This is a genomic window from Pseudomonas sp. MMS21 TM103 (assembly GCF_022132145.1).
In the GTDB taxonomy this organism is placed as follows: Bacteria; Pseudomonadota; Gammaproteobacteria; order Pseudomonadales; family Pseudomonadaceae; genus Aquipseudomonas.
Genome location: NZ_JAJISP010000002.1, coordinates 325,902 through 337,891, shown reverse-complemented (window position 1 = coordinate 337,891; position 11,990 = coordinate 325,902). Strand labels below are relative to the sequence as shown.

Annotated in this window: 13 protein-coding genes; 10 read left to right on the top strand and 3 right to left on the bottom strand. The window is 61.9% G+C overall.

Annotation, left to right across the window (positions count from 1 at the left end):
* Positions 1 to 29: 29 nt before the first annotated feature.
* The 3 genes from LJY18_RS08605 to LJY18_RS08595 all read right to left on the bottom strand — a co-directional run bounded on the left by LJY18_RS08605 (position 30) and on the right by LJY18_RS08595 (position 1,672).
* Positions 30 to 704 (bottom strand): NADH-quinone oxidoreductase subunit B, encoded by a 675-nt coding sequence (locus LJY18_RS08605; protein WP_238041395.1) that lies wholly within the window; start codon positions 702 to 704, stop codon positions 30 to 32.
* 9 nt (positions 705 to 713) lie between these two features.
* The gene (locus LJY18_RS08600) at positions 714 to 1,130 is read right to left on the bottom strand and encodes an NADH-quinone oxidoreductase subunit A (protein ID WP_238041394.1); all 417 of its coding nucleotides are present in this window, start codon (positions 1,128 to 1,130) and stop codon (positions 714 to 716) included.
* Between the two features lie 203 nt (positions 1,131 to 1,333).
* A complete protein-coding gene (locus LJY18_RS08595; protein ID WP_238041393.1) occupies positions 1,334 to 1,672 on the bottom strand; it encodes a DUF190 domain-containing protein in 339 nt (112 codons plus the stop codon).
* 590 nt (positions 1,673 to 2,262) lie between these two features.
* Between LJY18_RS08595 and pqqA the strand changes: the two genes are divergently transcribed.
* The 10 genes from pqqA (at position 2,263) to LJY18_RS08545 (ending at position 11,941) form a co-directional block, all read left to right on the top strand.
* Positions 2,263 to 2,334: a pyrroloquinoline quinone precursor peptide PqqA gene (pqqA, locus tag LJY18_RS08590; RefSeq protein WP_003284930.1), complete on the top strand. Its 72-nt coding sequence runs from the start codon at positions 2,263 to 2,265 to the stop codon at positions 2,332 to 2,334.
* Positions 2,335 to 2,380: 46 nt separating this feature from the next.
* Positions 2,381 to 3,295: a pyrroloquinoline quinone biosynthesis protein PqqB gene (gene pqqB, locus LJY18_RS08585; RefSeq protein WP_238041392.1), complete on the top strand. Its 915-nt coding sequence runs from the start codon at positions 2,381 to 2,383 to the stop codon at positions 3,293 to 3,295.
* 12 nt (positions 3,296 to 3,307) lie between these two features.
* On the top strand, positions 3,308 to 4,060 hold the full coding sequence (pqqC, locus tag LJY18_RS08580) for a pyrroloquinoline-quinone synthase PqqC (RefSeq protein WP_238041391.1): 753 nt from the start codon (positions 3,308 to 3,310) through the stop codon (positions 4,058 to 4,060).
* Positions 4,057 to 4,335, top strand: a complete 279-nt coding sequence (pqqD, locus tag LJY18_RS08575) for a pyrroloquinoline quinone biosynthesis peptide chaperone PqqD (RefSeq protein ID WP_238041390.1) — start codon at positions 4,057 to 4,059, stop codon at positions 4,333 to 4,335. The genes pqqC and pqqD overlap by 4 nt, the downstream gene beginning before the upstream one ends.
* Positions 4,307 to 5,461, top strand: coding sequence for a pyrroloquinoline quinone biosynthesis protein PqqE (gene pqqE, locus LJY18_RS08570; protein ID WP_238041389.1), 1,155 nt, complete (start codon positions 4,307 to 4,309; stop codon positions 5,459 to 5,461). The genes pqqD and pqqE overlap by 29 nt, the downstream gene beginning before the upstream one ends.
* 16 nt (positions 5,462 to 5,477) lie before the next feature.
* Positions 5,478 to 7,355 carry an alpha/beta hydrolase family protein gene (locus LJY18_RS08565; RefSeq protein ID WP_238041388.1) on the top strand — a complete coding sequence of 626 codons (1,878 nt, stop codon included), beginning with the start codon at positions 5,478 to 5,480 and terminating at the stop codon, positions 7,353 to 7,355.
* Positions 7,356 to 7,571: 216 nt separating this feature from the next.
* Entirely contained in the window at positions 7,572 to 8,735 is a 1,164-nt protein-coding gene (gene ercA / locus LJY18_RS08560; protein ID WP_238041387.1) for an alcohol dehydrogenase-like regulatory protein ErcA, read from the top strand.
* Positions 8,719 to 10,464 (top strand): hybrid sensor histidine kinase/response regulator, encoded by a 1,746-nt coding sequence (locus tag LJY18_RS08555; RefSeq protein WP_238041386.1) that lies wholly within the window; start codon positions 8,719 to 8,721, stop codon positions 10,462 to 10,464. The genes ercA and LJY18_RS08555 overlap by 17 nt, the downstream gene beginning before the upstream one ends.
* 116 nt (positions 10,465 to 10,580) lie before the next feature.
* The gene (locus LJY18_RS08550; RefSeq protein ID WP_238041385.1) at positions 10,581 to 10,982 is read left to right on the top strand and encodes a PA2779 family protein; all 402 of its coding nucleotides are present in this window, start codon (positions 10,581 to 10,583) and stop codon (positions 10,980 to 10,982) included.
* Positions 10,967 to 11,941: a PA2778 family cysteine peptidase gene (locus tag LJY18_RS08545; RefSeq protein WP_238041384.1), complete on the top strand. Its 975-nt coding sequence runs from the start codon at positions 10,967 to 10,969 to the stop codon at positions 11,939 to 11,941. The genes LJY18_RS08550 and LJY18_RS08545 overlap by 16 nt, the downstream gene beginning before the upstream one ends.
* Positions 11,942 to 11,990: the final 49 nt, after the last annotated feature.

Here is an 11,990-nt window from a genome sequence, read left to right as displayed (position 1 = left end):
GCTCGCTGTCCGTTAGCGGAAATCTAGCTTCACACCTCGTCGGGGCTGCGCAGGTGGGTCACTTGAATGCGTTCGGCGCGTCGTTGCTCGCGTTGCGAGGGCATATCGGCGCGGTAGATGCCCTGGTCGCCGACCACCCAGGATAGCGGCCGGCGCTCCTGGCCAATGGACTCCTGCAACAGCATCAGACCTTGCAGGAACGCCTCGGGCCGTGGCGGGCAGCCGGGTACGTAGACATCCACCGGGAGGAATTTGTCGACCCCCTGGACCACCGAGTAGATGTCGTACATGCCGCCGGAGTTGGCGCAGGAGCCCATGGAGATCACCCACTTGGGCTCGAGCATCTGCTCGTAGAGGCGCTGGATGATCGGCGCCATCTTGATGAAGCAGGTGCCGGCGATGACCATGAAATCTGCCTGGCGCGGCGAGGCGCGGATCACTTCGGCGCCGAAGCGGGCAATGTCATGCGGGGCGGTGAAGGCCGTGGTCATCTCTACGTAGCAGCAGGACAGGCCGAAGTTGTAGGGCCACAGCGAGTTCTTGCGGCCCCAGTTGACCGAGTCGTTGAGTACCTCGTGCAACTTGCCCATGTAAATGTTGCGGTGCACCTGGCCGGCGAGTGGGTCAGCGACGGTCTCCCGCTCGCCAATCGGGTACTGCGCGTTGGCGGCGTCGGGATCAATTCGCGTGAGTGTGTACTGCATGCCTGCACCTCAAGGTTTGTGCTGGTTGGCGAGGCGTTCACGCCGCGCTTGTGGCGCCCAGTCGAGTGCACCGATGCGCACCAGGTAAAACAGCCCGATCAGCAGAATGACGATGAACACCAAGGCTTCGACGAACCCAGGCCAACCACTTTCGCGCAGCGAAATGGCCCAGGCAAAGAGGAACAGGGCTTCGACATCGAAGATCACGAACAACATCGCAACCAGATAGAACTTGGCGGAAAAGCGCAGGCGCGCACCGCCTGTAGAAACGATGCCCGACTCGAATGGCTCGTTCTTGCTATGCCCCCAGGCCTTACTGCCCAGCAGACTGGAGACCCCCAGCATGAAGGCGCACAACCCAGCTACGCCCAGCAGAAAAATCGCAAACCCCCAGTTATGGGCCAGGCTCGATACCACCTCAGGCATGCCGTACTCCTCGACAAGGACGGGTGTTGCTGACGCATCACTCCCTGTGACTGAGTCACAGTGGTTTACTCAATACTAGGCGTGCTTCGCTGATCCGGTGGCTTTGTGCTGAAAAAAATCCTTCGACAGCCCTGCTCAAGTCTTGCGCCCTTGTTGGAGGCGAGGGTGGGTTTGCGTACGGCGTCTTGCCGGGCTGGCGGGTTTCAACAGGTCGTCGCGGTCCCGCCTTGCTGGCCGAGGGTGCCGAATTCGACTGGGATTTTCACGTAGAACAAGCTGAAATCTTCCTCTTGCAATCGCTCGAACAGCTGACGGCATTCCTCTTCGCTGAGCACGAGAGAGACTTCCATCGGCTGATCGGCCAGTTCGAAGAAGTGGTAGGAATGGAGCTTGCCCGTGTGCCCGAAGCCCTCGATCCCGGAAACCAGGGTGGCGCCACGCAAATGCATTTCCTTGGCCACGGTGACCAGCCAATCCGCGAGCATCTTGCCCTTGTAACGCCGATTCTGTTGGGTGAAGAAGGTCACCTGATAACCGTGCATGATTGCTCTCCCGATAGTTTCAGCATAGCGCCACTTTGCTTTCCAGGAACCCGCTTGCTGATGGTCCGGCGCTGTGCTGATGCGTCGGGCTGCGGTGGATCGCCAGCATGGCGAATCACCTTGGGTCACCTGGATAAACTGGCGGCGCCGAACAGTCCAGGAATGTCTGCGGATTGCGCTGCCCCTTATTCGATAGAGCACAGCGGTGTCATGGAAACAGCCAATGCATAGCGGGATCCTCGGCAATGAGAAAGCTGGGGCATCGGTGTTGGAGTTTGTTGCAGCAGCTGTCCCATCCTGAAGCAGGGTTACACCTTGCGAACTCGCTATCAGGAGCTGGCAGTGGCGTCGGGCAACAGCGCACTTGCACACAGGCCTTTGACGTGACGGTCGTCGTTCAAACTTAAAAAAGCCAACTGAATCCGCGCAGCCTGGCTCCCCTGTGCAGGATGCGGGCTCTTGCCTGGGCCTCGGCCTGTCCTACCAATACCAGTCCGGCCTCCTCCCAAAGTACCATTCTGTCGCGCGCTTTCTGGGTGCATAACTAGCACCACCGGAATTTGCCGGCTTGCTAAGAAGAGGACCGCGCCATGTGGACTAAACCCGCCTTCACCGATATGCGTATTGGTTTCGAAGTCACCATGTACTTCGCCAATCGTTGATTGGCCTTGCCCCGGCACTGTCGGGGCATCTCACTCGGTATTCGCCATGCATATCCAGATTCTCGGTTCCGCCGCCGGCGGCGGCTTCCCCCAGTGGAACTGCAACTGTCGCAACTGCCGTGGCGTGCGTGACGGCAGCCTGCGCGCGCAGCCACGCACCCAGTCCTCGATTGCCCTGAGTGATAACGGCAAGGACTGGATCCTGTGCAACGCTTCGCCGGATATCCGCGCCCAGATCGAGTCGTTCCCGGCCCTGCAGCCCGCGCGTAAACCGCGGGACACGGCGATCGGCGCCGTCTTGCTGATGGACAGTCAGATTGATCACTGCACCGGTCTGCTGACCCTGCGCGAAGGCTGTCCGCATCAAGTCTGGTGTACCGAGATGGTGCATCAGGATCTGACTACGGGCTTTCCTCTGTTCACCATGCTCGAGCACTGGAACGGTGGCTTGCGGCACAACCTGATCGAACTGGATGGCGTGCCGTTCAGCATTCCCGTCTGCCCGGATCTGCAGATCACCGCGATTGCCCTGCGCAGCAGCGCACCGCCGTATTCGCCGCACCGCGGCAACCCGCACCCGGGCGATAACATTGGCCTGTTCGTCGAAGACCTGCGCACGGGGGGCACTTTGTTCTACGCCCCCGGGCTGGGGCAGGTGGATGATCGGCTGCTGGGCTGGATGCGCCGCGCCGATTGCCTGCTGGTCGACGGCACCTTGTGGCGCGACGATGAAATGCGCCAGTGCGAGGTCGGCGACAAGCTCGGCAGCGAAATGGGCCATCTGCCGCAAAGCGGCCCTGGCGGCATGATCGAGGTGCTCGACAGCCTGCCGGCCCAGCAGAAAATTCTGATTCATATCAACAACACCAATCCGATCCTCGATGTCGATTCGCCGGAACGTGCCGAGCTCAATGCCCACGCTATCGACGTCGCCTGGGACGGCCTGAGCATCAATCTGTAAGGAGCCAGGCACATGAGCCAAACCGCGATGAGCCCTGCCGAGTTCGAGCAGGCATTGCGCGCCAAGGGCGCCTACTACCATATCCATCATCCATTTCATCGGGCGATGTACGCCGGCCAATCCAGCCGCGAGCAGATCCAGGGTTGGGTCGCCAACCGCTTCTACTACCAGGTGTGCATCCCGCTGAAGGATGCGGCGATCATGGCCAACTGCCCGGATCGCGACACCCGTCGCGAGTGGGTGCAGCGCATCCTCGACCATGACGGCGCGCCTGGCGAGGAGGGCGGCATAGAAGCCTGGCTGCGCCTGGCCGAGGCCGTGGGCCTGGACCGCGAGCAGGTGCTGTCCCAGGAGTTGGTGTTGCCGGGGGTGCGCTTCGCCGTCGATGCCTACGTCAACTTCGCCCGCCGCGCCAACTGGCAGGAGGCGGCCAGCAGCTCGCTGACCGAACTGTTCGCCCCCACCATTCACCAGTCGCGCCTGGATGCCTGGCCACAGCATTACCCCTGGATCGACGCCAGCGGTTACGACTACTTCCGCAAGCGCCTGAAAGAGGCTCGCCGCGATGTCGAGCACGGCCTGCGCATTACCCTGCAGCACTACACGACCTACGAGGATCAGCAGCGCATGCTGGAGATTCTGCAATTCAAGCTGGACGTACTGTGGAGCATGCTCGATGCCATGAGCATGGCTTACGAGCTGGAGCGTGCGCCTTACCACACGGTCACCAGTGCGCGGGTTTGGCATCGAGGTATCAGCCTATGAATCAGTTGACCATGCAGCAAGTGCCCAAGCTGCGCCGCGGCTTTCGTCTGCAATGGGAGCCCGTGCAGAACTGCCATGTGCTGCTGTATCCGGAAGGCATGATCAAACTCAACGACAGTGCCGGGGAAATTCTCCAGCAGGTCAATGGTGCGCACAGCGTCGGCCAGATCATCGACACCTTGAGTGAGCGTTTCCCGGACGTGCCGGGACTCGATGAGGACATCCTGGCCTTTATGGAGGTAGCCAATGCTCAGTTCTGGATCGAGTTGCAGTAAACCGGGCCATGAGCCGGGCCCGCCACTGTGGCTGCTGGCCGAGCTGACCTATCGCTGCCCGCTGCAGTGCCCGTATTGCTCAAACCCGCTGGATTTTTCCCAGCAAGGTCAGGAGCTGACGACTGCCGAATGGATTGAGGTGTTTCGCCAGGCCCGTGCGTTGGGTGCGGCGCAGCTGGGTTTTTCCGGCGGCGAACCGCTGGTGCGCCAGGACCTCGCCGAGCTGATCAAGGCCGCGCGGGATCTTGGCTATTACACCAACCTGATTACGTCCGGAATTGGCCTGACCGAGGCGCGCATCGCCAGTTTCAGCGAAGCCGGCCTGGATCATATCCAGATCAGCTTTCAGGCCGCCGATGAGGAAGTGAACAACATGCTGGCCGGCTCGAAGAAGGCCTTCGCCCACAAGCTGGCGATGGCCCGGGCGGTCAAGGCGGCCGGTTATCCCATGGTGCTGAATTTCGTCACCCACCGGCACAATATCGACAATATCGAACGCATTATCGAGCTGTGCCTAGAGCTGGAGGCGGACTTCGTCGAGCTGGCCACCTGCCAGTTCTACGGCTGGGCCGAACTCAACCGCGCAGGCCTGCTGCCGACCCGCGCCCAGCTCGAGCGTGCCGAGCGCATCACCAACGAATGGCGGGTCAAGCTGGCGGCCGAGAACCACCCGTGCAAGCTGATCTTCGTCACTCCGGATTACTACGAGGAACGGCCGAAGGCCTGCATGAACGGCTGGGGCAACCTGTTCCTCGACATCACTCCGGACGGCACCGCACTGCCGTGCCACAGCGCGCGCCAGTTGCCGGTGCAGTTTCCCAATGTGCGCGAGCACAGCATCGAGCACATCTGGCGCCACTCCTTCGGTTTCAACCGTTTTCGCGGCGACGACTGGATGCCCGAGCCCTGCCGCTCCTGTGACGAGAAGGCCAAGGATTTCGGTGGCTGTCGCTGCCAGGCGTTCATGCTCACCGGTGACGCCAGTAATGCCGATCCGGTGTGCAGCAAGTCGGCGCATCATGACCTGATTGTGCAAGCCCGCCTGGAAGCCGAAGAGGCGCCAGGGGCATTGGATACGTTGCAGTTCCGCAACGAGCAAGCCTCTAAGCTGATCTGCAAGGTCTGAGGGAGTAACTATCGCCTTGAGCACTACGACCGCAGCTTATGGGTTTTGGCACAGCGCCTGGTCGAGCGATCAGGCGGCTGCGGCCGGTCGCGATTTCGCCGAGCTGCGCGCCGGGCTGGGTGGTGTGGTATGGCTGCAATATGATCCGGTCGATGCGCGCTCGACGCTGTGGTACTGCACGCCGCAGCAGCGCGAGTGCCTGACGCCTGCGACGATGTCGGTGCGTAGCCGGGTGTATGAATACGGCGGCGGCGCCTTCTGTTTGACCGATGATGGCCTGGCGTTCGTCAACGAGGCCGATCAGCAGATCTATTGGCAGCGTCTGGGGGCAGTCCCCGAGGCGCTGAGCCGGCAACTCGACTGCCGTTTCGGTGATCTGCACTTCGACCCGCTGGCCCAGGCGATAGTTGCCGTCGAGGAAAGTCATGGGGCAGGGCAGGTCACCCATCGCTTGGTCAGCATCGCCCTAGCCGATGGTGCGCGGCTGGTGCTGGCCGAAGGTTGCGATTTCTATGCCGGGCCGGCAGTCAGCGGCGATGGCCAGCGTCTGGCCTGGATCGAGTGGGATCGTCCGCAGCAACCCTGGATCGCCACACGCCTGTGCTGCGCCCGGCGCGATGCCCAGGGGGTCTGGCGCGATACGCGGGTAGTCGCCGGGCAAACGGCTGAAGAATCGCTGCAACAACCCTGTTTCGACATCCAGGGACGCTTGCTGGTACTGAGCGATCGCCATGGTTTTTGGCAACCCTGGCGCGAGGCTGACCAGGGTCATTTGCTTGCCCTGCCTAGCGCCGCTGCCGATCATGCGGCAGCGCCTTGGCAGTTGGGCAACCGCAATTATCTGGCGCTGGATGGCGACAGCCTTCTGCTGAGCTGGTTCGAGGAGGGTTTCGCGCTGCTGGCCGAGCGCGAGCTCAGCGGCGCCAGCGGGCCGCGCCTGGCCCAGGGCTACAGCCGCTTTCGCCAACTGGCTGCCGATCAGACGAACTTCTACCTGATCGCTGCCTCACCCGAACGCGGCAGTGAAGTGCTGGCGATCGACCGCAGTAGCCGACAGTGCCGGGTGCTGGCCAGTGCCGAAGTCGCCTTGCCGCAGGCCGAGGTATCACGCCCGCAGCCGCTGCTGTTCGCCAGCGGCAGTGCGCAAGACTGCCGTGGGTTCTTCTACCCGCCACATAACGGCGGCTTTCGTGGCCCGGTAGGGGAAAAGCCGCCGCTGCTGGTGTTCCTGCATGGCGGGCCGACCTCGGCGTGTTACCCGGTGTTCGACCCCCGCATCCAGTTCTGGACTCAGCGCGGATTTGCCGTGGCCGACCTCAACTATCGCGGCAGCACCGGCTTTGGCCGTGCCTATCGGATGCGTCTGCATGAGCAATGGGGCGCGCTGGATGTCGAGGACGCCTGCGCGTTGGTCGAGCACCTCTCTGGTCTCGGCCTGATCGATCCGGCCAAGGCCTTTATTCGTGGTGCCAGCGCCGGCGGCTACACGGCCCTGTGCGCCTTGGCCTTCAGCCGGACATTTCGCGGCGGCGCGAGTCTCTACGGAGTCAGTGACCCCTTGGCCTTGCGTCAGGTGACGCACAAGTTCGAGGCCGACTACCTCGATTGGCTGATCGGTGATCCGCTTCGGGATGCGCAGCGCTATGCCGCGCGCACGCCCTTGCTGCATGTCGAGCAGATCGAGGCGCCCGTGATCTTCTTCCAGGGCGGCCAGGATGCGGTGGTGCTCCCGGCGCAGACCGAGGCCATGGTTGCCGCCCTCCGTGCGCGCGGCATGGCGGTGGACTACCACTTGTATCCGCAGGAAGGTCACGGCTTTCGCCAGGCACGCAATCAGGCCCATGCCCTGGAACAGGAGTGGCGCTTCTACCAGCGCCTGCTGCAGCCTGCTTGAACCACCCGCAATAGCTTGCCGGGATGCCTGTGGCAGCGGTCTCGACTGCGAACGCTACCGTCTGCATCCGCGAGGATTTGCCGTACGCGGCCAAGATTGCTGCTGCCGGAACACCCCTGCTACACCCCGACAGCCACCCGACTCAGGTGGCATTGCATTGGCAGGTGAATCCAGTACGCTGAGTGGTAGTCAGAATAACTAGCAGTAGGCCGTGGCATGAGCGCCGATATCAGTTTTCATCGTAAATTCGTCTCGCCGGAAATCGTCTTTGGTGCAGGCTGCCGGCATAGCGTGGGCAACTACGCCGCCAACTACGGCGCGCGCAAGGTGCTGCTGGTTTCGGATCCGGGCGTCATGGCGGCCGGCTGGGTTGCCGATGTGCAGGCCAGTCTGCAGCGCCAGGGCATCGAGCACTGCCTGTACACCCAGGTATCGCCCAACCCGCGCAGCGAAGAGGTGATGCTCGGTGCCGAGACCTACCTCAGCCAGGGCTGCAACGTGATAGTGGCGGTCGGCGGCGGTAGCCCGATGGACTGCGCCAAGGGCATTGGCATCGCCGTGGCCCATGGCCGCAATATTATCGAGTTCGAGGGCGTCGATACCCTGCGCGTGCCGAGTCCGCCGCTGATCCTGATCCCCACCACAGCCGGTACTTCGGCCGACGTGTCGCAGTTCGTGATCATCTCCAATCAGGACGAGCGGATGAAGTTCTCCATCGTCAGCAAGGGCGCGGTGCCCGACGTCTCGCTGATCGACCCGGAAACCACCCTGAGCATGGATCCGTTCCTCTCTGCCTGCACCGGCATCGATGCCCTGGTGCATGCCATCGAGGCCTTCGTCTCCACCGGTTCGGGACCCTTGACCGACTCCCATGCCCTGGAGGCCATGCGCCTGATCAATGGCAACCTGGTGGCCATGATTGCCAACCCCAATGATATCGCCCTGCGCGAGAAGATCATGCTCGGCAGCATGCAGGCCGGCCTGGCCTTTTCCAACGCCATCCTCGGTGCTGTGCATGCCATGTCGCACAGCCTCGGTGGCTTCCTCGACCTGCCGCACGGTCTGTGCAATGCAGTGCTGGTCGAACATGTGGTGGCGTTCAACTACAACGCCTCGCCGGATCGCTTCAAGATGGTCGCCGAGACCCTCGGTGTCGACAGTCGTGGCCTCAGTCATCCACAGATCCGCCAACGCCTGGTCGAGCACCTGATCCAGTTCAAGCACGCGGTCGGCTTCCATGAAACCCTGGGGCTGCATGGGGTCGGCAGTTCCGACATTCCATTCCTGTCGCGCAATGCCATGCAGGATCCGTGCATTCTCACCAACCCGCGGGATTCGACCCAGGGCGATGTTGAGGTCGTCTATGCCGAAGCCCTCTGAGCAGCAACGTCAGGCGCTCACCGACCTGCTCGGGCTGGGCGCCCATTCGGTGCGCAAGAGCCATTACCCTGAACTGCTGGCGCGCCTGGAAGACCTGGAAACCGAGCGCAATCGCTACAAATGGCTGTTCGAGCATGCCGTGCACGGCATCTTCCAGGCCAGCCTGCAGGAGGGGTTGCGCGCGGCCAATCCGGCCCTGGCGCGAATGCTCGGGTATGACGACCCGCAAGAAGTGCTCTGGTCGCTGACCGACCTGGCCACCTACCTGTTCGTTGGCGGTGCCGAGGAAATGCAGCACATTCGTCAAGCGCTGGAAGCTGAGCGCGGCCTGATCGGCTACGAAACCCAGCTGCGGCGCAAGGACGGCCGGGTTATCGATGTGCTGATGAACCTGCTGCTCAAACCGGACGCGGAGGGGCTGTTCGAAGGCTTCGTCGCCGACATTACCGAGCGCAAGCAGGCCCAGCAGCGCTTGCAGCAGCTCAATGAAGAGCTGGAACAACGGGTCAGCGCACGGACTGCCGAGTTGCAGGAAGCCAATCGCAACCTGTTGCAGCAGATCGTCGAGCGCAAACGCATCGAACAGGCCCTGCGCGATGCGCGCGATGCCGCCGAGACGGCCAACCACAGCAAGGACAAGTACCTGGCGGCCGCCAGTCATGACCTGTTGCAGCCGCTGAATGCGGCGCGCCTACTGATTTCCACCCTGCGCGAGCGCAGCTTGCCGACCGCCGAGCACCATCTGGTCGAGCGCAGCCACCAGGCCCTGGAGGGGGCCGAGGATCTCCTCACCGATTTGCTGGAGATTTCCAAGCTCGACCAGGCGGCGATCAAACCGGATATTGATGCCTATCGTTTGCAGGATTTGCTGGCGCCTCTGGCCTCCGAGTTTCAATCGGTCGCCGCCGCCGAGGGGGTGCACCTGAAGGTGCGCATCCCCGACTTTACGATCAGCACGGATTTCCGCCTGCTGACGCGCATCCTGCGTAATTTCCTCAGTAACGCCTGTCGCTATACCGAGCAGGGCCGCATCCTCTTGGGCGTGCGTAAACGCGGCGACTTCCTCGATCTGCAGGTGTGGGACACTGGCCGCGGCATCTCCCAGGATCAGCTGGAAAACATCTTTCTCGAATTCAACCAGCTGAATGTCGGCCGCGCCGCCGAACGCAGGGGCGTTGGTCTGGGGCTGGCGATAGTCGAGCGGATTGCGCGGATGTTGGGCTATCCGATCGAGGTGCGCTCGCAGCCTGGACGCGGGTCGGTGTTTGCCATTCGGGTACCCTTGGCGCAGCGGGTTATTAACGCGGCCCCGGTGGCTGTATCTGTTCAACCGATGATTGGTGATCCGCTGCCGGGGCGGCGCCTGTTGGTGCTGGATAACGAGTTGAGCATCCTGCATAGCATGGCGGCGTTGCTCGAGCAGTGGGGGTGCGTGGTGGTAACTGCGGTCGATCAGGAGGCCGCCGTGCAGGCGCTTGATGGGCAGGCACCGGATTTGATTCTGGCGGACTTCCATCTGGATCATGATGTTCTGGGTTGCGCTGTGGTGACCAAGTTGCGTCAGCACTTTGATTTACCGATTCCAGCGGTGATGATCACCGCGGATCGAAGTGATCAGTGCCGCCGCGAGTTGCAGCGCATGGGCATGCCGCTGCTCAATAAACCGGTCAAGCCCGGCAAGTTGCGCGCGGTCGTCAGTCAGATGCTGCACGATTCGACTCTCTTGTAAGAAAGAGGGCTATATGTGTGCTGTCAGACAGTCGGGTGGTTTTTATTGACTATGCTGGGTGGAGTCCTTCTAGCCGTTCAGGTCTAGGGGCATGGTCTTTCAAGGAGATAACCCTCATGCACACTCACTCGTTCTTCCGGCGTATGGCTGCCATGTTGGCGGTGTTCCACGTTCTGATGATTGTCCAAATCCCCCTGGCGAATGCGGCCATGATAGGCACCGGCGAGGTGTTGGCCGAGCAACAGCAGCAGGTCGATCGCCAACAATTGCTGCGCATGCTTGATGAGCAGGGTGTTCAGGAAAAGTTGCTGAGTATGGGCGTTGACCGTTCCCAGGTTGAAGGACGTATCAATAGCCTGACCAGTGCCGAGTTGGCGCAGTTCAATCAGCAATTGTCACAAGCCCCCGCAGGGGCCGGTGTTGTTGGGATCATCGTGCTGTTCCTGGTGATCTTCATCATTACCGATCTGCTCTGCGCCACTAACATCTTCAATTTCGTCAAATGCATAAATCGTTGATTGGCAGGAACCTCCTTCCACTCGTTCTGATTGCTCTGCTTGCCGCCTGCGCGAAGTCTCCGGTGTTGCCACCGGAGACTTCGCGTTTGCCTGAACGAGTAGAGCTGAGCGACGTGCCGTTTTTTTCGCAGAGTGCCTATCAGTGCGGACCGGCAGCGTTGGCGACCATGCTCAACCAGCGCGGCGTAGTGACCAGTCCCGGCCTGCTCAAGGATCGGGTGTTTATTCCTGCGCGTGACGGCAGCCTGCAGGTGGAGATGGTGGCGACCGCGCGGGCCCACGATATGTTGGTGTACCCGCTGCAACCGCGCCTGCAAGCCTTGATTGCCGAAGTGGCAGCAGGTAATCCGGTGTTGGTTCTGCAGAACCTGGCCTTCGATTGGTATCCGCGCTGGCACTTTGCCGTGGTGGTCGGCTATGACCAGCGGGAACGCACCTTGATTTTGCGTTCGGGCACCACCCGGCGCTTGCTGACCAGCTTCAGGAGCTTCGACAAGACCTGGGCGCGGGGTGGCCGGTGGGCTGTCTTGACCTTGCCAACAGATACTCTTCCGGCTCAGGCTGAACTGCGGCCCTGGCTCAAGGCCGCCAGCGATCTGGAGGAAACCGGGCGGCTCGCTGCGGCGCAGCGCGCCTATCGTACCGCCACTCAACAGTGGCCAAATGAGTCGTTGGCTTGGTTTGCCTTGGCCAACAGCCGCTATGCCAGTGGCGATGCGCTCGGGGCTGAAGCGGCTTTACGTAAAAGCCTGGCGCGGCAGCCTGACTTTGCTGCGGGTTGGTTCAACCTGTCGCAGGTATTGGCCGATCGCGGCTGTCTGCAGGCAGCCGAGCAGGCGAGGGTCTGCGCCCAACGACTGGCTCCAGATGATCAGCGATTTACTCCAGGTGTGAAACACACGACCGGTGGAGCAACAAAACAGTGTTTAGCTCCTCCGGTCTGCCCGCAAGCTAACTGACAGAGCTGGCAAACCAACGGCGCCATAAGGCGCCGTTGGTTTGTCGGGA